The sequence below is a fragment of the Paenibacillus odorifer genome (assembly GCF_000758725.1).
Classification (GTDB): Bacteria; Bacillota; Bacilli; order Paenibacillales; family Paenibacillaceae; genus Paenibacillus_AQ; species Paenibacillus_AQ odorifer.
On record NZ_CP009428.1, the window covers coordinates 1,350,584 to 1,375,808 of the forward strand.

A 25,225-nucleotide genomic window follows, 5' to 3' on the forward strand; every position below is an offset into this window, starting at 1 on the left:
TGCGGAGGGAGCTGACAGCGCTATTGGCGGGGCATCCTTTCGAGGATGGTTGTAAGTATTCAATGAAAGAAATGAGCGGTGAAAGGAGCGGGATCGGCTATGGTGGAAGTGAAGATTCCATTTAATCTTGCAGGGGGAATCAGGGAGTATCATCCGGCCGTCTGGCCAGGGCTTGCTCTGCAGTGGAAGGATAAGCATCTGCTGCTGGAGCTGCCAGCAGCAGCGGATGGTTTATCGAGCGCGTTCTACGGCGGAGGAATGAACCGGCTGCAGCGGGCGGTTAATTTATATGTAGATCGCAATTACGAATGTAGTGATCCTGTCCAGGATATGGAGAATAAGCTGCGCGATTGGGGTTATCCTTTATCCGGCTGTGCCGGTCTGATGACGGCTGTACCGCTAGAGCATGCAGCGGTAGCTGAAGAGGACACGGGTTCAGCGGGGATTTTTGTTTGCGTTACAGCCGCCGCAGGAAATGCTGCGCGCTCAGGCGTGGAACGCAATGTATTGGCTGTGTATCGGCCGGGTACGATTAACATCATGCTCTGCATTGATGGCCGCCTGACACCGGCGGCCATGGTCAATGCTGTGCAGACAGCTGTCGAAGCCAAAGCTGCTGCGCTGGCAGATCTCGGGATTACCGATCCGGAGAATGGCCTAATCGCAACCGGCACAACTACGGATGCTATTGTACTCGCTGTGAGCCAAAGCGGGAGATACAGCGCCGAGCATGTCTACGCCGGAACAGCAACCGATCTCGGAGGCGCTATCGGCCGGCTTATATATAGCGCTGTGACGGGCAGCCTGCTGTCGGTGCAGGCAAGGAAGGACAGCTAATGACAATGGATAGCTGGAGAAGTAGAAGATTGTTCAGAGGTGATTGCCTGTGACAATCGCTTTGGTGTTGCTTGCGGCTTATGTGATTGACCGGATCGTAGGTGATCCGCGTAACCTGCCTCATCCCGTAATTGGTATGGGCAAAGCAATTACGGCTCTGGAGTGGGCGATCCGTCGTTTATGGTCCCGCCCGCAAAGCCTGCGCAGAGCTGGGGTGTTACTTCCGCTATGTGTGGCGGGCGGTGCTTGGGCACTGACAGCCATCCTGCTATGGCTGCTGTCATATATCTCACCTTGGCTCGTCTGGATAGCCGAGGTTTGGTTGATTTCAACCACGATTGCCTCCAAGGGACTAAAAGATGCAGGAATGGCGGTGTACGTGGAATTGCAGAAGGGCGATCTCCCTGCTGCCCGCAAGGCTTTGGGGATGATCGTGGGACGTGATACGACTTCGCTAGACGCCCCTGAAATTGTCCGTGGAACGGTGGAGACCGTAGCAGAGAATATTGTCGATGCGATTATTTCTCCACTTTTCTACGCGCTGATTGGCGGTGCGCCGCTTGCTATGGCTTATCGGGCGGTCAATACACTCGATTCAATGGTTGGTTATAAGAACGATAAATACCGTGATCTCGGCTGGGCATCTGCCCGGCTCGATGATGTTGCTAACTTCATCCCGGCACGGATTACGGCATTACTTTTGGCTCTATGTGCAGGGATGCTTCGTCTGGATTGGCGTAGTTGCCTGCAAATGGTGAAGCGGGATGCACATCTACATCCAAGCCCTAACAGCGGTTATCCAGAATCAGCTGTGGCTGGCGCACTTGGCATCCGACTCGGAGGCGAAAATGTGTATCATGGCGTCGCTTCTTTTCGGGCTTATATGGGTGATCCGGTACGTACGATGGAACCAAATGATATTATCCAGACCTCGCGGATGATGATGCTCTGCTCTTCAATATTTGTAGGTCTATGCGCGGTTGCGGCATGGATATGGATTGGAGGCTGAGCGTCGGTATGGCAATTCCCTCTATAGAGCTTGAGCTAGTGCTTATCCGACACGGGCAGACGAAATGGAATGTTGAGCATCGTTACCTGGGACATACGGATCTTCCATTGCTTCCTGACGCAAGTGAGCGGCTATCCCAACTTCAGCAGCAGATCTGCATGCAGGCTGAGTTATCAGGTGGTTTTTGGCGTGTGTTCTGTAGCGATTTGCTAAGATGTCAGGAGACCTTGGCTTTCGTAGCACCTTCACTAGAGCAGGACGCTATTTACGATCAGCGGCTTCGTGAAATGAACTTCGGAGCTTGGGAAGGCTGCACCTATGAGCAGTTGAAAGATAACTCTCTATATAGACATTGGATTGATGATCCTTCAAAGGTTACACCGCCAGAAGGAGAATCGTGGACAGAATTCGATGCACGGTTGCGTAGTTTCCTGTTAGATCTAGGTCAAGCTGCTATGGCTGCATTTGGATGCTGTGCTATCAAGGAGAAAAAAAGTGAGGTTACATCGAATAGAGTAATGGTAGTGACGCATGGGGGGGTAATCAGGAATTTACTTGCACAGTTAGTTCCTGACCTCACATTCTACAGTGCAGTGGCTCCTTCTCCAGGGAATGTAATGGTACTAAAAATACTCTGGCAGCATGGACAATGGTCAGCTGATAAAGCTGATATTGTGGAAAAAGGATGATTACATGAAAAAAGGGTTCCACATCATTAGGAAAACCTAATAGGTGGAACCCTTTATGTTTGAACTATCGTTTGCTGTCAGCAGAATAACGTGGTTAATTAGAGGTTAGGTAACCATTCCGTATAGGTATCTGCACGTGATTGTAATTCATTATACAGCATGCTGGCATGGTAACCGTCGCACACAGCATGGTGGAATTGCCCCGAGATGGGTAATAGTATTTTTTTGTCTTGCTGAAAATATTTCCCTATCGTAAAGATGGGAAGTAGGTAGGTTCCCTCGTTATACACGTTCAGGTTAAAGCTCGTGAAGCTGACCCACGGAATGCTGGAAATAGGGAAGGTGTTCGATGGTTCGTTTGCTTTAGCGATAAATTGTTTCACACTTCCGTACATTTTCATATCATCGAGATAACGGTTATAGAAATCATTAAACTGTTCACCGTACGAAGTCCAGATGCTTGAGAAAGTTTTATCATCATCATGGAAAATTGTAAAACTAGGTGACAAGCTATCCCAATAACCTAATCTACCTTCAGAATCAAAACATGTGCGGAATTCACTATGACGGTTCACCACCGTAGTTATCATGTGGATTAGTGCTGGGTACAGCTTAATTCCCTTATGCTTAAGCTCTGACAGTAGAAGGGTGATATCAATATTTACGGTCATGCTATAGGTGCATCTGACATTGTTTAAATAATGTTCAAAATAGGGTTTTCTACTCCAGTTATCAATGACAATCGGGTTAAAAATCATTTATTATGACCTCCTAAAATTATTTCGTTTTTCATTTTAGGAGGTCTGCTGGACTGATTTCACCATATCCTTATCACTATCCCTTGAGAAAGTATTTTGTAACGATGAGTATACCATCAATTGGAAGGGAGATGCATTTATAATGCTGAGCGAAAAGTTAGTTATTGAAAAATTGCTTCAGCAAAAGCGTACGAGTGTTGCTTCCATCGTAGTGATGATGTGCGGTGTAGCGGGGTCGGGTAAAACAACTTTTGCTAAAAAGCTGGAGAAAGAGGGATTCGCCAGACTTTCGATAGATGAAGATATTTGGGCCACGCACGGCCGTTTCGGGGTGGATTATCCAGAGCAGAATTATGAGTTCTATAAAGAAGAGTCGGAGATAAAACTGCGGGGGGAGCTGGTGAATCTGCTTCAGGCAAAACATCATGTTGTCATCGATTTCAGCTTCTGGCAACGTCAGAGACGGAACGATTACAAGCAACTTATTGAGGATTATGCTGGCGTGTGGGAACTGATTCACTTAAAGGTTCAGCCGGATGAATTACGTCAGAGACTGCTTATCCGGAGTGAACGTTTTGACGCCAATGCCGCATTTCCGATTACTGAGGACATATTAACCCGGTTTTTAAATGGTTTTGAGATCCCTGCTGGAGAAGGGGAGCTTGTGATCGAAGCATAGATCTGTAACTTGATTTTTGGGCATTTGTCCCCTCATAGAACCACAGCCGGATTAAAATCCCATGGCTGTGGTTCTTTTTTTAAGCGAGTGATTGTGCCATGATAGTCATGGGGGCGATTGAGAGATGTTTAAGGATTTTAAGCTCATAGCCGGACGGCCGGTGTATATACAAATTAAAGACTATATGAAGCACTTAATCATAAAAGGCGGTCTGCAAGGCAATCAAAAGCTGCCCTCCACACGAGAGCTCAGCACATTGCTTAAGGTTAGCCGCAACTCCGTAATCTCTGCTTATGCAGGGCTTGAGGATGATGGCTTTGCTTATGCCGTGCAAGGGCAAGGAAGTTATGTTGCAGCTACGCCGCCCGGCAGTGAAACGATCTCTTCCTGGACGATGGACTGGAAGTCACGTCTCAATGATCGCGCGGTGCTGGCGGAGGAACTGGATATCATGAAGCGCGGGATTCGAGCGGAGAAGGGGACGATCTCCTTCACCAGCATAGCGCCTGATGAGAGTCTTTTTGATCTGGATAATGTGAAGCGGTCCTTTATGGATCGGATGTCGGTAGAAGGCAACGTTCTGCTAAATTACGGCTATGCCAAAGGGTATAAGCCTTTAATAGACTATTTGAAGCAGTATATGGAGCACAAGGGCGTTGAAATGAGGGGCAAGGATATATTGATCACCAATGGTTTTACAGAGGGGTTCGATATTGTATTGTCTGCTCTGAGTAAAAAAAATGGTTCGGTCATTTGTGAGAATCCGACGCATCATACAGCGATCAAAAATTTGAAGCTGAACGGTTTTGAGATCACCGGGATTTCGATGGAGCGTGATGGGATTGATTTGGCGGAGCTGGAGAAAGCATTGCAACAGCAAGCTTTTGACTGTGCATACTTCGTCCCTTCTTACCATAATCCGACCGGAATTGTAATGTCTCCAGAGAAAAGACAGCGGCTAATGAAGCTGATGAATCGCTACCAAGTCCCGGTGATTGAGGATGGTTTTAACGAGGAATTACGATATTCGGGCTCACATGTGGCTCCACTTATCGCAGCAGCAGGCAGCGGCAACAGCGTGATTTATCTCGGCAGCTTCTCCAAGGTATTATTTCCGGGACTACGTGTAGGTTGGGTGCTGGCGGATCAGGAGTTGATTAATTCCCTCGAAAGCGTCAAGCGCGCCCGTACCATTCATACCTCGACGCTGGATCAATCCATTTTATATCAGTATTTATTGGGTGGCCATTTAGAGAAATATTTGAAAAAAGCCAGAGCGGAATACAAACGAAAGTATGAATTAACCCTGCAATGCTGCAAGGATTTTATTCCTTATACGGCGCTGTCAGGGGACGGTGGCCTGCATCTTTTTGTATCCTTCGCGGAGGGCTTTAATACAAGGACGCTGTTGGCGGCCTGTCATGAGCAAGGGGTTATTTTTACAGCAGGAGATATATTCTTCACGGACGGTAAGGGTCAAAATACGATACGGATCGGTTTCTCCAGAGTGACGGATGAGGATATCCGCAAGGGGATCGAGATTATTGGCAGAACAGCTCGACAACTAATGGGATAAAGAGGTGCTTGAGATGAAGGTAGGCGTAATTATGGGCGGGGTATCCTCAGAGTATGAGGTATCCATGAATAGCGGTAGAGAAATATTGAAGAATCTAGACCCCAATAAATATGAAATTATTCCAATTGTGATCACCAAGCGTGAGGAGCTTATTGAGCAGGCAAAAGGGATCGATATCGCACTGCTTGCACTTCATGGAGCTTACGGCGAGGATGGTACGGTTCAGGGGACGCTGGAGACGATGGGGATTCCGTATACGGGCAGCGGGGTTTTGTCTAGCAGCATTTGCATGGATAAAGATCTCTCCAAAAAGCTTATGCGCTGCGCAGGCGTCAATACAGCAGATTGGCTATGCTGGGACAGTATGAAGGATTATTCGGCTGAAGTGGTGGAACGGCTCGGATATCCGGTTATGGTGAAGCCATGTTCAGGCGGCTCGAGTATCGGAATGGAAAAAGTGAGCAGCAGCGAGGAGCTGTTGTGCGCAGTGCAGAAGGCTTTTGCCTGTGATCAGTCGATTTTGATTGAAAGCTACATTCAAGGCCAAGAAATTACCTGTTCTATTCTAAACGGAGAGCTGCTGCCTATTCTGGGAATTACCTCAGCAAATGCCGAGTGGTTCGATTACAGTGCTAAGTATGAAGAAGGCGGAGCAGATGAACGGGTCATTGAATTGCCTACTGAAGTGCATGAGCGGGTACGCGAGGCTGCCTTGAGCTGTTATAAAGCACTAAAATGTAGCGTGTATGCACGGGTTGATATGCTGCTTAAAGAGGGTATTCCTTATGTGCTGGAGGTGAATACGTTACCAGGCATGACGAAGGCCAGTCTTTTACCCAAAAGCGCGCAAGCGGCAGGCTACACCTTCAGCGGACTACTGGACGAAATCATCTCCCTTTCCCTAACGGAAAAGAGTGCAAAAGAAGAGGTGTACAGCCATGCATAATGAATGGATTGCTCCACGAGTGCGGGAGATTGCGCCATCGGGGATTCGGGCTTTTTTTGACCTAAGTACGGGGAATCAGGATATTATATCGCTGGGTGTAGGGGAACCAGATTTCGTTACACCGGAGCATGTAAGAGCTGCCTGTATTCGTGCCTTGAACAATGGGGAAACGATGTATACGCCAAATTCCGGTTTACTGGAGCTTAGAGATGAGATCGCTTCTTATCTGCACACAAGTTTCAAGCTTCGCTATGAGCCAAACGATGAGATTATGGTTACGGTGGGAAGCAGCGAGGCTGTGGACTTGGCATTACGAGCTTTCATTACACCTGGGGATGAGATTATCGTCCCTTCTCCGAGCTATATCGCATATTCGCCGATTACCCATTTGAACGGGGGGGTTACGGTGGAGGTAGAATCATCGGCCGAGCAGGGGTTTAAGCTTACTGCTGAAGCGTTACGGAAGGTGATTACCCCGCGTTCGAAGCTTCTTATGGTGAATTTTCCGACTAATCCTACAGGTGCAGTAATGACTTATGAGGATTGGCTGCCTATTGCACAGATTGTAAAAGAGAATAACCTACTGGTCATTTCAGATGAAATTTATGCCGAGCTTACGTATGACAGTCAGCATGTCAGCATCGCCTCTCTTCCCGGGATGCTGGAAAGGACGATTGTGATTAGCGGCTTCTCCAAAGCTTTTGCAATGACTGGCTGGAGAGTTGGTTATGCTTGTGGCGATCGAGAATTAATTGCTGCGATGCTAAAAATCCATCAATACACTGCGATGTGTGCCCCCGTGCTCGGTCAAATTGCTGCGATTGAATCATTGCGCAACGGAATGCAGCATAAGGAACACATGAAGCAATGCTTCGATGAGCGGAGAAAGCTGCTGGTTAGTGGATTTCGATCCATCGGACTACCTTGCCACGAACCGGCGGGCGCTTTTTATGCCTTTCCTTCCATCGCTCATACCGGAATGAAATCAGAAGACTTCGCTTTGCAGCTGCTCAGGGAGGTCGGTGTCGCTGCGGTTCCGGGTCATGTTTTTGGAGCAGGCGGAGAGGGTTATATTCGCTGCTCCTATGCCGCTTCCTTACAAAAATTGACAGAGGCGCTGGAGAGAATCGAAGATTTTATGAAAGTGAAGTTGTAATTCTAGAAGTCCCCCTCTATCATAGATGGGGGCTTTTCTGCGAATATGAGATAGAATAGGTTATACGGATACATTTAATAGGAGGTCGTAATTATATGCTTTCAGATATTCAAGACGTAATTAAACAAATCATTCCGGCTGATGATCAGTCCATCCTCAAGGCGGAGCATCGGCTGAACATTCTGACCAAACCTCCGGGCAGTTTGGGACAATTGGAACCTCTAGCTGTTAAGCTCGCTGGAATTTCGGGTACGGAGCAGCCTAGTTTCACCAAACGAACAGTTGTTGTGATGGCTGCTGACCACGGGGTATGCTGCGAAGGGGTTAGTGCATTTCCACAGGAAGTCACGCTGCAGATGGCCCATAACTTTCTCAGCGGTGGAGCGGCTGTAAATGTATTGGCACGTCAAGCTGGGGCAGAGGTACAGTTTGTTGATATCGGCATAAACGGCGATCTCGGTCATGTTGATCTGATTGATCGTAAAGTGCGCCGGGGAACGGATAACATGGCTGTGGGACCTGCGATGAGTCGTGAGGATGCCATGAATGCTCTTCTTGTTGGGATAAGAGTTGCGCAGGAAGCGATTAAAGACGGAACGGAGATTTTTATAACAGGCGAAATGGGCATTGGGAATACTACGGCTAGTGCTGCCATTCTATGTGCTCTCAAAGGAATAGCCCCTGAAGTAGCTGTGGGACGAGGAACGGGAATTGATGATGAACGTTTACTACATAAAATTGCAGTAGTGGAACGCGCCTTAAAGGTAAATCAGCCGAATTCAGCAGATCCGTTGGATGTATTATCTAAAGTTGGCGGACTGGAAATCGCTGGCTTGGCGGGACTGATTCTTGGTGCGGCTGCTAATCGGACACCTATCATTTTGGATGGTTTTATTTCGGGGGCGGCAGCGCTTGTGGCAAAAGCCCTTGCACCTGAATCCATCGCTTATATGATAGCCTCTCATGTATCAGGAGAACGGGGTCATAAGCTAATGCTAGAGCAGCTTGGACTTGAACCGCTGCTTAATCTCGGTCTGCGATTGGGTGAGGGAACAGGGGGAGTATTATGCCTTCATTTAATCGAGGCGATCTGCCGCATTTTGAGCGAAATGGCAACCTTTGAAAGTGCAGGCATCTCTGGAGCTGGTCAACGATGAGCATTCTTGTAACGGGAGGCGCACGTAGCGGTAAAAGTGGTTTTGCAGAAAAATTGATGCATTCACTGGCAGATCAGGCCTTCTATGTAGCAACCGGACAGGCTTTTGACGACGAAATGAAGGAACGGATTGCTCTGCATCAGCATCAACGAATGGAAAGTGGTTACGCTTGGGAGACGCTTGAGGAACCGTATGATTTACCAGATCTGCTAAAGCGATTATCGGGTGAAAAAGCGGTGCTCGTAGATTGTTTAACCTTATGGTTATCCAATGCATTATTGGCCGTGGAAGGTTTTGAAAATAGGCAAGAGCTTGTTGAGAGTGAGATAACAAGACTTGAAGACAGTGTGCGTTCTTTCCAAGGGACGCTTATTCTGGTCACTAATGAGGTTGGCGACGGGATTGTTCCAGAGTATGCGCTTGGCCGATTGTATCGTGATCTGGCGGGACGAATGAACGCGCTGATCGCTCGGCAATGCGAACAGGTCTTTCTAGTAACTGTTGGGATTCCGATTGAGCTGAAGAGCAGGGAGTATCGTTTATGAGGGAGCGTAGGGATGCGGCCGTAGCTGCCTTTCAGTTCTTATCACGATTTCCTGTAAAAGGTGATCCGGGATTCTCTCCTGAACTGCTGCGCCGCAGTGTGATCTTCTATCCCATGGTAGGCGCAGCAATTGGGCTGTGCGTAGCTGCTGGAGCAGCCCTGACGGGATTGCTTTTACCTGCTTGGCCAGCAGCAGTGATCACTCTGATTCTGTGGGTAAGCCTCACAGGCGGGTTGCATCTTGATGGCTGGATGGACAGCGCAGATGGTCTGCTCAGCTATCGGCCACGGGAGCGTGCCCTGGAGATTATGAAGGACAGCCGTGTGGGTGCGATGGGCGTACTCGCCTGCGTGCTGCTCCTGCTGTTTAAAGCTTCTTTGCTGGCAGCTCTAATCGAAGGCTACACCTACTACGAGCTGCCGCTGCTCTTGGTACCAGCGGTCTGGAGCCGCTGGTATATGGTGCGGGCAATGGTGTGTTATCCCATTGCCCGTGGAGACGAGGGGCTGGCCGCGAACTTCGCCGGCCTAGCTTCCTCGCATGAGCGGCGCGCGCTGGCAGTCGCCGCGCTGCTCTCGCTGGCCGCCGCCGCTGCGCCACTGGCGCTCGGCGCTGGCTTAGCCGCGTGGCCGCTGCATCTGGCGGCAGCTCTGCTGCTGCCGGTCGCGGCCTTGGCCTGCGGCACCGCAGCTGCGCGGCGGATCAGCAGCCGGCTCGGCGGGCTCACCGGCGACGTGTACGGCGCGCTGAACGAGCTGCTGGAGGTTGTGCTGCTGCTAGTGTTATTGCTGCTCCAGCACAATTTAATGTAAGCTCCACGGATGTATCTTGAGTAGTTTGCTGTAGGTAGCCCCACGGATGAACCTTGAGTAGTTTGTAGGTAGCTCTACGGGTGAACCTTGAGTACAATTTGTTATGAGTAACCTTTGCGTTTTAAGGAGATTGACAGGGAAGAGGGATGACATGTTATTTGCCATTCTGCTATTTATAATTGCTGGCCTTGCTGAGATCGGTGGCGGATATTTAGTGTGGTTATGGTTGAGAGAATCAAGGCCACTTTGGTACGGCTTAGTGGGGTCCTTGATTCTGATAGCGTATGGGATTATCCCTACGTTGCAGAAATTCCCTTCCTTCGGCAGAGTGTATGCGGCTTACGGCGGGGTGTTTATCGTGCTCGCGGTCTTATGGGGATGGCTTGTAGACAAGAAGACACCAGACGTATATGACTGGGTCGGAGCAGGTATTTGTGTGATTGGTGTATCGGTCATCCTCTGGGCACCGCGACACTAAGTTGAGTGATGTTTGCTTAGCCATAAAAGCTGAATGAAAGCTGAGTAACCTAGTTTTTACTGAGTGAGTAACTTGGCTTCGGACTCAAGGGACCTTATTTGCGAAAAAAAGGGTTATTTTGGAGCGTTTTCGGACACCAGAGGCGCTATTTGAACAAAAAAGGCTGAGTCTGGGTTGATTATGAGGCCATAGCGTCTCTCGAGTCCGAAAAAGCCTCCAAATGGCATTTTTTCGAGTAATAGCGGCATCTGAGTCCGCAAGCCAGCAGCAAATAGCGTGCTGAGGTCTAAGTGAGAGCTTCGCGCAAGCTAGTGCATGTAGCTGATTCTATTGCTGTAGGTAGCATCCACGGAGGAACTTTGAGTAATTTGCTGTAGGTAGCATCCACAGAGGAACTTTGAGTAATTTGCTGTAGGTAGCATCCACGGAGGAACTTAGAGTAATTTGCAGTAGGTAGCATCCACGGAGGAACTTTGAGTAATTTGCTGTAGGTAGCATCCACAGAGGAACTTTGAGTAATTTGCTGTAGGTAGCATCCACGGAGGAACTTAGAGTAATTAGCTGTAGGTAGCATCCACGGAGGAACTTTGAGTAATTTGCTGTAGGTAGCATCCATGGAGGAACTTTGAGTAACTTGGCTCCGGACTCAGGAGACCTTATTTGCGAAAAAAAGGGTTATTTTGGAGCGTTTTCGGACACCAGAGGCGCTATTTGAACAAAATAGGCTTAGTCTGGGTTGATTATGAGGCCATAGCGTCTCTCGAGTCCGAAAAAGTCTCCAAATGGCAGTTTTTCGAGTAATAGCGGCATCTGAGTCCGCAAGCCAGCAGCAAATGGCGTGATGAGTCTAAGCGAGAGCTTCGCGCAAGCCTAGCGCATGCACCCTGAGTCTAAGCGAGAGCTCCGCGCAAGCCTAGCGTATGCACCCTGAGTCTAAGCGAGAGCTCCGCGCAAGCCTAGCGCATGCACCCTGAGTCTAAGCGAGAGCTCCGCGCAAGCCTAGCGTATGCCCCCAAGCCTAAGCGAGACCTCAGCAAGCGCTAGCGAGCCATAAACTAAAAAACCCCCTTCAACACTTTCGTGTGAACGGGGGTTTTTAGTTTACAAGCGTTAGATCTTAAATTGCTGCACAGCTTCTTGGAGTTTCTTGGCTTGCTCATACAGATGTTTAACGGTTTCTGCATGGCCTTCCAGTTCGACGCGCTGCCGCTCTGAGTTAGCAGCGAGTGTGTCCGCACTTTCTTGCGATCTTGATGTAATTTGTGCAGTTTCTTCGACGGAAGCACTGACTTCTTCTGTACTTGCCGAGATTTGCTGTGTAGCCGCAGATACGGATTGGATGCTGTGATTGATGCTTTGGATAAGGATCAAGAGGTGATTAAAGGCATCACCTGCTTCTGCTACCTTGCCGACTCCAGAGGCAACCTCAGAATTCACGTGGTTCATCTCAGTAACGGAGCGGCTCATATCTTCCTGAAGGCCAAGTAGGAAGTCACGGATCTGTTCGTTTGCGTTACGGGATTGTTCAGACAGCTTGCGTACTTCTCCGGCAACAACAGCAAAGCCGCGTCCATGCTCTCCTGCGCGTGCAGCTTCGATTGAAGCATTCAGCGACAGCATTTGGATCTGTTTCGTAATTTCAGTAATGCTGTGAACGACTTCTCCGATCATTACTGAACGCTCATTCATGATTTGTAATTGATCCAGCGACTGTAGGGAAGCACGTTCAACCTGGCGCATTTGCAGCACGGCACTTTGAGCAATTTCATTACCGCCACTTGCTTCAGCGGAAGCCTCACTGATTTGCTCCGTGACTTCATTCGCTGCTGAGGCAATACTTTGAATGCCTAAATTGATTTCTTCCATTGCTCTCGAGTTATCTGATGCACTGCTAGCGATAGTCGTACTACCTTTGCCGATTTCTACTACCGATGAGCTGGAGTGTTCTGCCATATCATTGAGAACCTCAACACGTTCTTTTAAAGAGTTGGAATCTGCAACGACAGTATTAGAGGTTACCAGTACATGTCCGATCATTTCTTTCAGGCGTTGGGTCATCGCTTGGAAGCTTACGGACAACTGTGCAACTTCGTCATTTCCTTTAATTGATAATTCTTCGGTGAAATCTCCCTCTGCGAGCCGGGCACTATAAGCTGCCAGTTTTGAGATTGGACGTGTTATACGCACACTCATAAACCATGCACCAGTTAGGCCGATGATCAACGTCAGAAGTGTGATGCCGGCACTTGTCCATAGAATGCTGTCTGTTTTTTCTTGAATGAAGCTTACGTCACTGCTTACACCGATGATCATCGTACTTCCGGGAATACCGATATAAGCTGTTTTATGTATACCATGTGCGTCGCTATATGTATCGCTTAGTCCAGTTTTTCCTTTAGAGGCTTGTTGCATTGCAGAGGATACGGTGACACTTTCTGCCCGTTGCAATTTTGCATCGTGATCTGCGGATAGAATCTCAGCTTCTTTCCCTTTCAGATTGACCAGAAAAATGGTTTCCACTCCATGTTGTTTCCTCTTTTCCTGAAAATAGAACTCGAGATTGGTGGCAGACTGATCGTTCTTATTTAGGGTTTGCTGGGCGTGCATTACGTTGAGATTCTTATATACGTCCTGAGCAGCGGCAGTAAGGATTTTGTTAATCTGTGGCATAACATAGCTGTTGAAGATATTGATGGAGATAAAGTAGAAGCTGGTGCTTAACAAAAGAGACGTGAGCAACAGAACAACAAATAATAAACGCGTGAATTTGCGACTGATCGAATGCTTGATACGAAACATATCGTTCTCTCCTTTTTTTATGGACGGTGAGGTCATTTCTTTTTTTGGTCTTCACTAGATACTCCATGCCAACTGCTGGAAATTGGCGACCCGAGATATATTCCATAGTTATGTCATATTTCTACTAAATGGATCGGGAATAAGGTGTTTGATACTATTCTATAGAATTAACCTCTGGATGAATAGTGAAAGTTTTGTCCTATAGAGCATTTTTTTCTGAAAAAAATGAATTATTGCTGACTATTTTAGATAATTGTCGAAAAAAAAGAACTGGAACTACCAATTTCATATAAAAATATTATTTTTATGGATTGTTAAGCGCTATTGTGATAGAGTATTAATGTTTTGTTCCAAAAATTTAATAATGTAAGCCGCGGTTCGTAACCATCCCGCGTAAACAAAACTAGGAGGAGTTTCAGTAATATGTTTAATTTGTTGTGGGGAGTTTTATTTGTTATTGTCAATTTTGCCTTTTTTCTACTCTGTTACCGCCTGTTCGGGAAAAGTGGAATGTATGCCTGGGTAGGTATTGCTACTGTAATTGCTAACATTCAGGTAGCTAAGACGATTGCTATGCCATTTGATATTGTGATGACACTCGGAAATACGATGTATGTCACTTTGTATATGACCAGCGATTTGCTTAATGAGAAGTACGGAAGAGCGGAAGCACGTAAAGCGGTCTGGTTTGGTTTCTTCACCTTGCTTATGACTACAGTCATTATGCAGATGGTACTAGTATTTAAGCCACAGGAGACCGATATCGCTCAGTCTTCTTTGGAGACGATTTTTGGGCTGATGCCTCGACTAGCTTTGGGTAGTCTTACTGCTTACTTCATTAGTCAGTTCCTAGATGTTCGGTTGTACTCTTGGATTCGTAAATATTACAGCACCTCAAGTCAGCTGTGGATTCGTTCCAACGGCAGTACGATGATTAGCTCCTTTGTGGATACACTTATCTTCTGCACCATTGCGTTTGCGGGCTTGTATGACTGGAATGTATGGCTTGAAATTTTGCTTACAACTTATCTAGCGAAGTTCTTACTAACCGCAGTAAGCACACCTATCTTATATATCGCCCGAACCTTTACTTTTTCTGAAGAGGGTACACCATCGACCGTTCAAAAGAAGGACTAAACAACAATACAGCCAGCGCGTACCGATCATAATCGATGCGTGCTGGCTATTTTTTTAGTTGTAAGATGGACTTAATAGTTACATGAAAATGTGTACATAAAAATAATATAAAGCTAAAATAAGCTATCATAGCAATTCTAGCGGGTTAGTTTAACAGGAGCGCCTGCGATGGCGCTTAACACATATACTTTAGTCTGGGCTGGACTTGCGGGGCAGTCCGATTGAAGAAAATGTATATAATTGGTAGTCACAGAAATTACGAACAGGTGTGATCAAGGATGAATCTAGTAGTTCCTATACTGTGTCATGCAGCACAGCAGCCCGACAGCATTGCCTTAACCCATGACCAAGCAAGTCATACCTATGCCACATTAGTAAAAACGATGCGGAGAATCGCGAATGGCTTACAGCAAAAGGGTCTGAGGCATGACAAAGTCGCGATTTTATCTACGAATCGTATTGAATTTGTTGAGGTTATCTTGGGGGCGATTTATGCGGGCTGTGTTCCCATTCCCTTAGATCCCAAATGGAGTGCTAATGAACTGCAGGTTATTATAGAACAGTGCCAGCCGACAATGATTTTTGCCGAGCCGGAAGCCGCAAAGAATCTGGTCTTCAAGGATCAAGCGATCCCAACATTGACCTTCTCAAATGAACGAACAGGTTCCTATGATCAGTGGCTGGCTGCCCTGAAGCCGGAGGCTGAGTTGGATGAGACGAATGAATTATTATTTATTGGCTTTACTTCAGGCACAACCGGGTTGCCCAAAGGTTATATGCGTACCCATTTATCATGGTTAAAAAGCTTTGAGGTCTCGAATATTGCTTTTGAATTGGACGCTATGAAGGATGTTTTGGCACCAGGTCCATTTGTGCATTCCCTATCCTTATTCGCCGTAATGCAGAGTCTATATTGTGGAGCAACCTTTCATATCACACAAAAATTTAGTGCCACGAAGGTGTTAGAGCTGTGCCAGCAAATTCCGGGTGTGGTGCTGTTCGTCGTACCAACAATGATCGAATCCATGATGTTGCAGGCTGTACCTGGGCAGATACAGATTGATGCGATTATTAGCTCAGGTGCAAAGTGGTCGGAGTTGTCCAAGAAAAGGGGCATGGAAGTGTTTGGTGGAGCGCGCCTTTATGAATCCTACGGTTCTTCAGAAGCGAGTTATATTAGTTATTTGAATGTTCTGACCGAGCATAATCCGACCTCTATAGGAAAACCTTATCCCGGGGTGCAAATTTCCATTCGTGATGAACAGTTCCGGGAAGTCCCTACTGGGGAGATTGGGCAGCTATATGTGCGTAGTGATATGATATTTTTAGGCTACCATCAATTGCCGAATGAGACAGCAGCAGCTTTTAAAGAGGGATGGCTTATTTTAGAAGACTATGTTTATCAGGATGAAGCTGGTTATTTATATATGGCGGGACGTTTGAAGAATAAAATCATATCCGGAGGCCTGAACGTTTATCCAGAAGAAATAGAGAGGGTGCTAGAGTTTCTTCCGGAAATAGATGAAGTGATGGTGCTTGGCGTGCCTGACGATTACTGGGGAGAACAGCTGATAGCCCTCGTGAAGTGGAGCGGAGAGCAGCACTTATCTGTCGACGAAATTAAGAATTATTGCCGCCAGTATTTAGCAAGCTACAAAGCGCCGAAGCAGCTGCTAACCCTGGATGAATTTATCTATACAAGCAGTGGCAAAATTGCCCGGCAAGCGATGAAAGACTATGTGAAAAGAGCGATGGTATGATAGAAGCAGTAATTGTCATGGCAAAACGTACACCGATTGGCAGAATGGGTGGCTTATTAAGTACACTTGAGCCGGAGGCATTACTGGCGCCACTTATTCAGCATATTGTAGCCGAAACGAACTTGCCTAAAGAACTGATCGATGATGTCATTATTGGGAATGTTGTGGGCCCAGGAGGTAATATTGCCCGGGTAGCTGCGCTTGAAGCGGGGCTGCCTGTTTCGGTTCCGGGCGTCACCGTGGATCGTCAGTGCGGATCTGGGCTAGAGGCAATTAATATAGCAGCAAGACTGATTCAAAGCGGCGCTGGTGAGATTTATTTAGCGGGTGGTGTCGAAAGTACGAGCCGTGCTCCATGGAAAATGGCTAAACCACAGACCTTAATGGGGGTTCCGCAGCTATATACCCGTGCACATTTTACGCCTAGCTCTTACGGTGATCCGGATATGGGAATTGCTGCAGAGAATGTAGCTCGGAAATACGGGATTTCTCGAGAAGAGCAGGATCAATATGCCTTGAAAAGCCATCAAAGGGCGGTTCATGCTCAGCAAAGTGACCGGTTTCAGCAGGAGATAGTACCTCTTCAGGTAGAGGGGCAGTGGGTGAACACCGACGAATGTCCTCGGGCTAATACGAGTCTGGACAAGCTGCAAAAGCTGCCGCCAATTTTTGAAGAAAGGGGTACCGTCACTGCTGGAAATGCCTGTCCTATTAATGATGGCGCAGCGCTTCTATTAATGATGTCTCGGGAGAAATGCCAGCAGCTTAAGCTGAAGCCTATTTTACGGGTCGTGGATGCGCAAGCTGCGGGTGTAGATCCGAACTATTTAGGGATAGGGCCTGTACCAGCTGTGCAAAAGGTGTTAAAACGCCAAAAGCTTACCGTTGCCGATTTAGATATCGTAGAGTTTAACGAGGCTTTTGCTTCACAAGTATTGGCTTCACTGAATGAGCTTCAAATTCCACAGGAAAAGGTCAATCTTGGCGGGGGGGCATTAGCAATAGGCCATCCATACGGAGCTTCCGGGGCTATTTTAATGACTCGGTTATGTGCTGAAATGCAAAATGCTCCTTACCAACGAGGGCTTGCTACTCTGGGAATCGGCGGCGGGATAGGTCTGGCAACACTCGTGGAGGTTATAGAATGAACAGTGTCCGACATCAGATCCATATGACTGCTGAATGGATTTCGGACTACGCACAGAGTATTGAAGCACCCTTGCAGACGATAAATGGAAAGCTGATCGCTCCTACGACGATGCCTATTATTTTCTGGCAAGACTTCGATATTCCTTGGTTAATCATCGGTGAACCCTTGCTTCACGGCACTCAGAAATTTTCATATCAGGCTCCGATTACGGCGGGGATGATTTTGGATTGTGAATTAGCGTTAACGGGCGAGGTGCAAAAAGAAGGAAGACAGGGTAAACTGACTTTTTACACACATACGCTGGTTTGTAGGTGTGAGGGTGAGCTTATAGTCACCGCAGAAACGGTGTTAATTCGGGTAGGTGATGATCATGATAAAAAAGTGCATAACTGCTGAGGCTATCCGGCAATATGCAGCTGCTTCCCAAGATTTGGCGCCTATACATCTAGATGCAGAGGCCGCAGCTAAGGCTGGTTTGGAGCGACCCATCGCACATGGGATGTATCTTATGGGATTAGCTCAATCCTTGTATATTGCTGAGCACCCTACACAGTGGATCACTCAATATGATATGAAATTTCATAAGCCTATAGAGGTCGATAGTGTCGTGATTTTTGATTTTGCAGCTGACGACTGCTTTGTGAAAGTGATCCTTACAACAGAAGCTGGCGATGTTATTGCTGCGGGAGCTTTTGCAGTGAAAGAGGTGTAGTGATGAATAGAGTAGCCTTAATTACTGGTGCAACAAGAGGGATCGGACGTAGTATTGCCATGCAGCTTGGCAAGTCAGGTTATATAGTGGTTGTAAATGGTACGAAACAAGTCTTAATTGATGAGGTTGTGCGCGAGATCCGCCAGGCAGGCGGAGAGGCGCTAGGGTACGCTGCTAATGTAGCCGATCCAGTCGCAGTCACTGCCATGGTAGATGAGGTCATTGCCCGATACGGTCGTATCGAGGTGTTGATAGCTAACGCGGGGATTTTGCAGGATCAGAAATGTCAGCGTATGACGGATGAACAGTGGAAGACTGTTCTGGATGTGCATTTAAATGGCACCTATTATAGCATTCAACGAGTATTACCACATATGCGTGAGACAGGTGGGGATATCCTGTTGATGACCTCTGCTGCTGGACTAGCAGGTTCCGTGGGTCAGGTGAATTATAGTGCAGCCAAGGCTGGAATACTCGGCATGATGTGGACGCTCGCAGCAGAGCTGAAACGTGACCAGATTAGGGTCAATGCGATTTCTCCAGCGGCGTTAACGGATATGACCAGACCTATAATTGACCATCTGAGGGAAAAACATGCCAGTCGGAATGAACCTTTGCCTGACTTTTGGAGAATAGGTGACCCGGAGGCTATTGCTTCCTTCGTGACTGCATTATTGAGGGAGTCCGACGCGGATTTAACCGGTGAAATCTTTGCTGTGAATGGATCAAAAGTGACAAAATGGGAGAAGCCTGCACCTGCATTTTCCGAGAACAGCATTGAGGCATTTTTTGCTGCTTGGCACCTTCAAAAGGGGAGTGAATAAATGCTTACCTTCGATCAAGTTTGTTTTTATTATAAAAAGGGACAACCTCTCCTGGAGGATATTAGCTTTACGATAGAAGCAGGGGAGTTTGTGGCGATAGTTGGCGCGAATGGTTCTGGCAAATCCACTATTGCAAAGCTCATGGACGGACTGCTGCTGCCACGAAAAGGGGCTGTACAATTTAAGAGCTTGGATACGGCAAAACCAACGGATCTTGCGGAGATTCATCAGCAAATCGGTTTTGTTTTTCAGAATCCAGAGGATCAGTTTATCACCACAACCGTTATGGATGAGGTGCTTTTTGGTTTGGAGAATATCCGTGTGCCGAGGGAGGAAATGCGCAGCCGATTGGATCATGCCTTGCAGGCCGTTCAAATGGAGGATTATCTGGAGGCTATGCCACATCAGCTATCTGGAGGTCAAAAGCAACGTGTCGCTATCGCAGCTATATTGGCGATGCGCCCGCAAGTCATTATTTTTGACGAGGCTACCTCAATGCTTGATCCTCAGGGAAGACAGCAGGTTCTTTCCATCATGCAAGAGCTGCATCGTCAAGGCCTGACCCTTATTCATATCACCCACCATATGGAGGAAGTGCTTGCAGCAGAACGCGTATTGCTCCTGCACCAAGGACGACTTGAGTTTGACGGCGATCCACTGACTTTTTTTGAAACCATGCCTGTTGCGGACTATCAATTACATCTGCCCTTCGCAGTGCGTGTACATACATTGCTCCATTCAGCAGCACCGCTAACAGCCGATTGGAAGGGGATAATTCGATCACAATGGTCTACCAATTAAAAAATCTAAGTGTGAACTATGCCGATCATGTGGCTTTGCACAATATAAACTGCACTATTCCTGAGGGCAAATGGATTTCTATTATCGGTCCAACAGGCGCAGGAAAGTCTACCTTTGTCAAAGTGCTGAAGGGCTTGATTCCCACCGTAAAAGGAGACTATTGGATTAATCAGCAGCCTGCCAGCAGAGATGCCAAAGGGCGCTTAAAGGTTGTCCCTGAGTTGGGTTTCGTTTTTCAATATCCTGAGCATCAGCTATTCGAAACAACGGTGTATAAGGAGCTTGCTTTTGCTCTGAATCAACAGGGCGCTTCACGTCAGCAAATTACAGAGGCGATTGAAACGATTTTGCCACAAGTGGGTTTGCCTGAGGGAATTCTCCCCTTAAATCCATTCCAGTTAAGCGGTGGTGAAAAGCGCCGTGTAGCTATTGCCTCTGTACTGATGACAAATCCGAAGCTGCTGATTTTGGATGAACCGACAGCGGGTCTCGATCCTGCTAGCCAAGTGTCTTTGCTGAAGCTACTAAAGGAATGGCAGCAACAAGACAATCACACGATCCTCTTCGTTTCGCATCAGATGGATGATGTTGCCGAATACTCGGATGAGGTCATTGTTTTTCATGAAGGTCAGTTAAAAGGGCATCATGATATCAGAACATTATTTCTGGAAAAGGAAGAATTACTGCTGGAACTTGGACTATCCTTGCCTGAACCCGTACAGCTCTTGAAGCTAATGGAGGAATTATCTGACCAGAAGATTGAAGTTGCCAGCTGTAAAGAGCAGGATATCCTCGAAGCGATTTTGCCGATTTGGCATTCGAGGGGGCAAGAGCATGGCTGATTCCGTATTAGTCGGTCAATATGTGGAGACACATTCGATTTTTCATCGTTTAGATCCTCGTACAAAGCTTGTAAGTATCGTGATACTCATGCTTAGCTTTATGATGCTTGGAACGGGGATTAGTTATGTTGTTGCAACCTTTTTTGTACTGGGAATGTTGTTACTGTCGAAAGTTCCTGTGCATTTTTTTTGGCGAGGGCTGCGGCCGGTATTATTTATTTTATTGTTTACTTTTGTTTACAATGCCGTGTTCACCAAAGGGACGGTTCTCTGGTCATGGTTTTTTATCGAGGTGACTGAAGAGGGACTGCGAATAGGATTACGTTTTGTATGGCGTATTATATTGCTCATCTTGTTAGCCTCAGTTCTAACCTTAACTACTAAGCCGCTGGACTTAGCTTATGGTCTGGAAAAGCTGCTTGCCCCTCTATCCAAATTGGAGGTACCCGTAGAACAGTTCTCTTTAATGATAGTGATTGCGATCCGTTTTATCCCTACCCTCAAGGAGGAGCTTGATCGTATCTTTCTCGCACAAAAGGCTAGAGGTTATGATCTTACAGTATTGTCACTGCCTAAACGGATATACGCGTACATTCCGATCATTATTCCTCTGCTCTTCACAACGATTCAACGTGCTGAACAGCTGAGCTATGCAATTGATGCGCGTGCTTATGGTAATGGTAAAGGAAGGACTTCTTTTAAAAGACTGCAATTTCAGCAGATAGATTATCTGGCAGGGGGAGTTGCCCTTTTATTTGCCGTGATTCTGCTTTGCTTAAAGATAGGAAAGGTGTAGATGAAGATGAAATGGAACACCCGTATTACGGAGTTATTGCACATAGAATATCCTATTATTCAAGGAGGACTTGCTTATTTAGGTTATGCAGACCTCGCGGCTGCGGTTTCAAATAGCGGTGGACTGGGTCAGGTCACAGCAATGAGTCTTCCGGATGCTGAGGCCTTACGTGCAGAAATACGGCGGGTACGAACACTAACAGACAAGCCATTTGGTGTTAATTTTGCTATCGGCATGCATGGGATTGGTTATGAAGACCGGGTGCAGGTCGCCATCGACGAGCAGGTTCCCGTGGTGAGCCTCACTGGAGGGAATCCAGCCCCTATACTGGAAATGTTACTGCCCACCGATATTAAAACGCTCGTGCTCGTCTCCTCACGCAGACAAGCCCAAAAGGCCGAACAATTAGGCGCTTCTGCGGTTATTGTTGTTGGGCAAGAGGGCGGGGGTCACTTAGGGCGTGACGATGTTGGAACCATGGTGCTCGTTCCTCAAGTGGTCGATGCGGTTAATATCCCTGTGATTGCTTCCGGAGGGATCGGAGATGGCCGTGGATGGATGGCTGCTCATGCGCTTGGGGCTGAGGGAATCGAAATGGGCACTCGGTTCGTTGCTACAGTGGAATGTGTGCACGCGGCTGTTTCTTATAAAAAAGCTTTAGTAGAAAGCTCAGAGTCGGATACGGTTGTAATCAAACGTTCTATTGGAGCACCCGCACGAGTGTTGCGTAGTGACTACATTGATCAAATTCTTGAAATCGAGCGCGTGACACCGACCTATGAAGCATTAAAAGAATATATCAGTGGTGCAGCCAACAAGCGCTGGATTTATGATGGTATCAAAGAAGAGGGCATCGGCTGGGCAGGTCAAGTAACAGGAATGATCCAAGATATACCTACAGTCGCGGAGCTGGTCGGCAGGATGGTTAAAGAGGCTGGGTCGATTCGCGGGATGTGGGGAACACAGGTTTAAATAAAAACAAACACAGAGCGGTGATTCTCTCATTATTGGAGGAATCGCTGCTCTGTGTTTTTGACCGTGGGCTTGTAATTCTTTTCTACAAATGAAGAATAGTCAGTTCCTTAGGGAAGCTTGTTAAGGTCTCTGCGCCTTCAGCTGTAATAATCAGATCATCTTCGATACGCACACCCGCTAGTCCAGGCACATAAATTCCTGGCTCAACGGTGAACACATTGCCGATCTCGATAATGTCATCGTTCTGTCCGTGAAGTGATGGATATTCATGAACATCCATGCCCAGTCCGTGTCCGACACGGTGCAAGAAATATTCCCCGAATCCAGCTTCCTCAATTACATCACGTGCAGCTTTGTCGACTGAGCCGAAAGGTGCTCCAGGATTGGAGGCAGCGATCCCAGCTTCGTTGGCAGCCAGCACAGTGTTATAAATAGTGATTAGCTTGTCGTCCACGGATTCAATTGCAAAGGTACGTGTAATATCAGAAGCATAACCATCGGCATACACCCCGATATCAAACATCAGGAAATCGCCTGGCTGAATGACCCGGTTGCCAGGAACACCGTGAGGTAGGGCAGTTTTCGGACCAGAAAGCACCATAGTGTCGAAGGAAGGACCGGAAGCGCCAACCTTTTTCATTAGATATTCTAGCTCCGCTACTAGATCGTTTTCTGTAACGCCTGTTTTTACGTGGGTAAGAACGCGGCGCAAGGCTTCCTCAACTAGCTCAGCGGCATGTTTCATGCGCTTAACTTCATCCGGGGTCTTTTTGGAGCGCATGCTGCGCAGCAATGGACCAATATCACTAAACCGTTCAGCTGGAACAGCAGCGGTTAGGTGTTCAAAACGGGCTACTGAGAAATGTTCCTTCTCTATGCCAAGAGTTCCAAGCTTGCTGCTGCCGAAACAATCTTTTAGCAGGTTATAGGGATTATCAGTGTCACTGTGAGTTAGGATTTTGGTGACCGAAGAAGCCGCTTGAGCCGCTTCTGCATCCAATGCAGGCAGAATGAGCATAGGCTCTTCTCCGCGTATCAGCAGCAGACCCAGAAAACGTTCATGCGGATCGCTGGCGAAGCCGGTTAAGTAGTAGACATGCTTGGGATCTGTTACGAGCAGGGCATCCAGGCCTTCGCCCGCCATTTGCTGCTCTAGGCTTGTCAGAGCATTATTCATAGTTGGTGTTCCCCTTTCAACTTCACGATTAGAACTGCAATATTCCTATTATAGATCAAAAATAGACCAGACGCACCTGACGAACTATAACTATCGTTGGCTAATCATGACATGAAGCTTTTCTTAACCCTACTAGTTGGTGTAACATATCTTTAAATATACTTCTCCTAAGGTTAGGCTAAAGCTTATTCGGGTACGGTTGTTGAGAGAGGAGTGATTCTTGGAATGAGAGGAACAATCGCACTTGTTACCGGAGCGAATTCCGGTATGGGGCTGGCTACAACAGTTGAACTGGCTCGCAAGGGAGCCAAAGTCATTATGGTTTGCCGTAATCGCCAGCGGGGAGAAGAAGCACTTGCTGCCGCCAAACAAAAGAGCCACTCCGAGGATATCGAGCTCATGTTGTGTGATCTGGCTTCACTTGAGAGCATTCGCAGCTTTGCTGAGGAATTTACTATGAAATATCCGGTTCTAGACATACTTATCAATAACGCCGGGGTAGTCACGATTAAGCGTCAGCTTACGAAGGACGGCTTTGAGATGGATCTTGGCGTAAATCATTTGGGGCATTTTCTACTTACAAATCTGTTACTTGAGTCGTTGCAGGCAGCAGAGCAAGGCCGTATCATTGTGGTTGCCTCCGGTGCTTACAAAATAGGTGCGCTCCATTATGAAGATCCAACCCTGGCTCGCCGTTTTAATCCTGCAAAAGCCTATGCCCGATCCAAGCTAGCCAATATTCTGTTCACGCGGGAGCTGGCTTCGCGTCTTCACGGAACAAGGGTGACGGTGAATTGCTTGCATCCAGGTGCAGTGGGGACGAATATAGGTGTAAACCGGCAGACAGGCTTCGGCAAGTCGGTACTTAAGTTACTCTCATACTTTTTCTTAACACCTGAACAAGGCGCCGATACAGCGATTTATTTGGCTACAGATCCTGATCTTGAAGAGGTAACCGGTCAATATTATTATCGAAGAAAGATTAAACAACTGTCTCCCAGAGCGCAGAATACAATAGAGGCCGAACGGCTGTGGCAATGGAGCCAGGAGCAGGTCGGCCTGAGTTAATTAACACATTTGGAGGAATTAAGGGATGAATTGGGAGAACAGCAGAATTGAAGATGCGACATCTGCAGACTTAGCAGCTATTGTAGATATTTATAACTCAACGATTGCTGGGAGGATGGTAACTGCAGATCTGGAACCCATTACTGTTGCAGACCGGGAGAAATGGTTTCTTGAGCATAACAGCCATCACCGTCCCTTATGGGTACTGAAGCAAGGAGATGAAATTGCAGCATGGTTCAGTTTTCAATCCTTCTATGGTCGTCCAGCGTATAATGCAACAGCAGAAATCAGCGTATACGTGAATGAAAAGTTCCGTGGTGGTGGTGCTGGCAGAATTCTTCTGACAGAGGCCATTGAGAAAGCCCCTAGTCTCGGAATTAAGAATCTAGTCGGCTTTGTGTTTGGACATAATGATCCAAGCCTTGGTTTGCTGAAAAAATTTGGTTTTAAAGAGTGGGGAATGCTGCCTGGTGTGGCTGAACTTGACGGTATAGAGCGTGATTTAGTCATTGTAGGCCTTAAAGTCTAAAATACCAGATAAA

The 25,225-nt window shown here is 47.2% G+C and carries 26 protein-coding genes and 1 riboswitch; of the genes, 23 read left to right on the forward strand and 3 right to left on the reverse strand.

Going from position 1 to position 25,225, the window contains the following annotated elements:
• Positions 1-78 precede the first annotated feature (78 nt).
• Genes PODO_RS05830 through PODO_RS05840 form a run of 3 tightly spaced genes read left to right on the forward strand, consistent with a single transcriptional unit; the run spans position 79 to position 2,535 of the window.
• Positions 79-837, forward strand: coding sequence for an adenosylcobinamide amidohydrolase (locus tag PODO_RS05830; RefSeq protein ID WP_306018976.1), 759 nt, complete (start codon positions 79-81; stop codon positions 835-837).
• Positions 838-886: 49 nt separating this feature from the next.
• Positions 887-1,846: an adenosylcobinamide-phosphate synthase CbiB gene (cbiB, locus tag PODO_RS05835; RefSeq protein WP_038569160.1), complete on the forward strand. Its 960-nt coding sequence runs from the start codon at positions 887-889 to the stop codon at positions 1,844-1,846.
• Positions 1,847-1,854: 8 nt separating this feature from the next.
• Positions 1,855-2,535: a histidine phosphatase family protein gene (locus PODO_RS05840; protein ID WP_052096836.1), complete on the forward strand. Its 681-nt coding sequence runs from the start codon at positions 1,855-1,857 to the stop codon at positions 2,533-2,535.
• A 98-nt stretch (positions 2,536-2,633) separates the two neighbouring features.
• Here PODO_RS05840 and catA read toward each other — a convergent pair whose 3' ends face one another.
• A complete protein-coding gene (gene catA, locus PODO_RS05845) occupies positions 2,634-3,293 on the reverse strand; it encodes a type A chloramphenicol O-acetyltransferase (RefSeq protein WP_038569162.1) in 660 nt (219 codons plus the stop codon).
• 142 nt (positions 3,294-3,435) lie between these two features.
• Between catA and PODO_RS05850 the strand changes: the two genes are divergently transcribed.
• The 8 genes from PODO_RS05850 to PODO_RS05885 all read left to right on the forward strand — a co-directional run bounded on the left by PODO_RS05850 (position 3,436) and on the right by PODO_RS05885 (position 10,642).
• Entirely contained in the window at positions 3,436-3,972 is a 537-nt protein-coding gene (locus PODO_RS05850) for a P-loop nucleotide/nucleoside kinase family protein (protein WP_036681786.1), read from the forward strand.
• Positions 3,973-4,096: 124 nt separating this feature from the next.
• Complete coding sequence (gene pdxR, locus PODO_RS05855) at positions 4,097-5,548, forward strand: MocR-like pyridoxine biosynthesis transcription factor PdxR (RefSeq protein WP_038569164.1); 1,452 nt, start codon at positions 4,097-4,099, stop codon at positions 5,546-5,548.
• A 13-nt stretch (positions 5,549-5,561) separates the two neighbouring features.
• Positions 5,562-6,494, forward strand: coding sequence for a D-alanine--D-alanine ligase (locus PODO_RS05860; protein WP_036681791.1), 933 nt, complete (start codon positions 5,562-5,564; stop codon positions 6,492-6,494).
• Complete coding sequence (locus tag PODO_RS05865) at positions 6,487-7,650, forward strand: aminotransferase class I/II-fold pyridoxal phosphate-dependent enzyme (protein WP_038569166.1); 1,164 nt, start codon at positions 6,487-6,489, stop codon at positions 7,648-7,650. The genes PODO_RS05860 and PODO_RS05865 overlap by 8 nt, the downstream gene beginning before the upstream one ends.
• 95 nt (positions 7,651-7,745) lie before the next feature.
• Positions 7,746-8,807 carry a nicotinate-nucleotide--dimethylbenzimidazole phosphoribosyltransferase gene (gene cobT / locus PODO_RS05870; RefSeq protein ID WP_036681796.1) on the forward strand — a complete coding sequence of 354 codons (1,062 nt, stop codon included), beginning with the start codon at positions 7,746-7,748 and terminating at the stop codon, positions 8,805-8,807.
• Positions 8,804-9,352 (forward strand): bifunctional adenosylcobinamide kinase/adenosylcobinamide-phosphate guanylyltransferase, encoded by a 549-nt coding sequence (gene cobU / locus PODO_RS05875; protein WP_036681798.1) that lies wholly within the window; start codon positions 8,804-8,806, stop codon positions 9,350-9,352. The genes cobT and cobU overlap by 4 nt, the downstream gene beginning before the upstream one ends.
• Positions 9,349-10,164: an adenosylcobinamide-GDP ribazoletransferase gene (cobS, locus tag PODO_RS05880; RefSeq protein ID WP_036681799.1), complete on the forward strand. Its 816-nt coding sequence runs from the start codon at positions 9,349-9,351 to the stop codon at positions 10,162-10,164. The genes cobU and cobS overlap by 4 nt, the downstream gene beginning before the upstream one ends.
• A 151-nt stretch (positions 10,165-10,315) precedes the next feature.
• Complete coding sequence (locus tag PODO_RS05885) at positions 10,316-10,642, forward strand: YnfA family protein (protein ID WP_036681801.1); 327 nt, start codon at positions 10,316-10,318, stop codon at positions 10,640-10,642.
• A gap of 1,110 nt (positions 10,643-11,752) precedes the next feature.
• Here the strand turns inward: PODO_RS05885 and PODO_RS05890 are convergent.
• Positions 11,753-13,441, reverse strand: a complete 1,689-nt coding sequence (locus PODO_RS05890) for a methyl-accepting chemotaxis protein (RefSeq protein WP_038569169.1) — start codon at positions 13,439-13,441, stop codon at positions 11,753-11,755.
• Positions 13,442-13,808: 367 nt separating this feature from the next.
• Positions 13,809-13,854, forward strand: a riboswitch (PreQ1 riboswitch).
• Between the two features lie 10 nt (positions 13,855-13,864).
• On the opposite strand from PODO_RS05890, the gene PODO_RS05895 reads away from it, so the two are divergent.
• From PODO_RS05895 to PODO_RS05940, 10 genes are all read left to right on the forward strand, one after another.
• Complete coding sequence (locus tag PODO_RS05895; protein WP_038569171.1) at positions 13,865-14,578, forward strand: queuosine precursor transporter; 714 nt, start codon at positions 13,865-13,867, stop codon at positions 14,576-14,578.
• A 278-nt stretch (positions 14,579-14,856) separates the two neighbouring features.
• On the forward strand, positions 14,857-16,338 hold the full coding sequence (locus PODO_RS05900) for an AMP-binding protein (RefSeq protein WP_038569173.1): 1,482 nt from the start codon (positions 14,857-14,859) through the stop codon (positions 16,336-16,338).
• Positions 16,335-17,486, forward strand: coding sequence for a thiolase family protein (locus tag PODO_RS05905; protein WP_038569175.1), 1,152 nt, complete (start codon positions 16,335-16,337; stop codon positions 17,484-17,486). The genes PODO_RS05900 and PODO_RS05905 overlap by 4 nt, the downstream gene beginning before the upstream one ends.
• Complete coding sequence (locus PODO_RS05910) at positions 17,483-17,884, forward strand: FAS1-like dehydratase domain-containing protein (RefSeq protein ID WP_038569177.1); 402 nt, start codon at positions 17,483-17,485, stop codon at positions 17,882-17,884. Before PODO_RS05905 ends, PODO_RS05910 begins: the two co-directional genes overlap by 4 nt.
• Positions 17,859-18,200, forward strand: coding sequence for a MaoC family dehydratase (locus PODO_RS05915; RefSeq protein ID WP_052096837.1), 342 nt, complete (start codon positions 17,859-17,861; stop codon positions 18,198-18,200). The genes PODO_RS05910 and PODO_RS05915 overlap by 26 nt, the downstream gene beginning before the upstream one ends.
• Positions 18,201-18,202: 2 nt before the next feature.
• A complete protein-coding gene (locus PODO_RS05920) occupies positions 18,203-19,024 on the forward strand; it encodes an SDR family NAD(P)-dependent oxidoreductase (protein WP_080742418.1) in 822 nt (273 codons plus the stop codon).
• On the forward strand, positions 19,025-19,825 hold the full coding sequence (locus PODO_RS05925; protein WP_036681818.1) for an energy-coupling factor transporter ATPase: 801 nt from the start codon (positions 19,025-19,027) through the stop codon (positions 19,823-19,825). It abuts the gene before it with no gap.
• A complete protein-coding gene (locus PODO_RS05930) occupies positions 19,810-20,667 on the forward strand; it encodes an ATP-binding cassette domain-containing protein (RefSeq protein ID WP_038569181.1) in 858 nt (285 codons plus the stop codon). Before PODO_RS05925 ends, PODO_RS05930 begins: the two co-directional genes overlap by 16 nt.
• Entirely contained in the window at positions 20,660-21,463 is an 804-nt protein-coding gene (locus PODO_RS05935; protein WP_038569183.1) for an energy-coupling factor transporter transmembrane component T family protein, read from the forward strand. The genes PODO_RS05930 and PODO_RS05935 overlap by 8 nt, the downstream gene beginning before the upstream one ends.
• 6 nt (positions 21,464-21,469) lie before the next feature.
• Positions 21,470-22,435, forward strand: coding sequence for an NAD(P)H-dependent flavin oxidoreductase (locus PODO_RS05940; RefSeq protein WP_038574185.1), 966 nt, complete (start codon positions 21,470-21,472; stop codon positions 22,433-22,435).
• Positions 22,436-22,520: 85 nt separating this feature from the next.
• On the opposite strand, the gene PODO_RS05945 is transcribed toward PODO_RS05940, so the two are convergent.
• Positions 22,521-23,615 (reverse strand): M24 family metallopeptidase, encoded by a 1,095-nt coding sequence (locus PODO_RS05945; RefSeq protein ID WP_036681827.1) that lies wholly within the window; start codon positions 23,613-23,615, stop codon positions 22,521-22,523.
• A 225-nt stretch (positions 23,616-23,840) separates the two neighbouring features.
• Between PODO_RS05945 and PODO_RS05950 the strand changes: the two genes are divergently transcribed.
• A complete protein-coding gene (locus PODO_RS05950) occupies positions 23,841-24,683 on the forward strand; it encodes an SDR family oxidoreductase (RefSeq protein WP_038569185.1) in 843 nt (280 codons plus the stop codon).
• A 25-nt stretch (positions 24,684-24,708) separates the two neighbouring features.
• Positions 24,709-25,212, forward strand: coding sequence for a GNAT family N-acetyltransferase (locus PODO_RS05955; RefSeq protein WP_036681829.1), 504 nt, complete (start codon positions 24,709-24,711; stop codon positions 25,210-25,212).
• Positions 25,213-25,225: the final 13 nt, after the last annotated feature.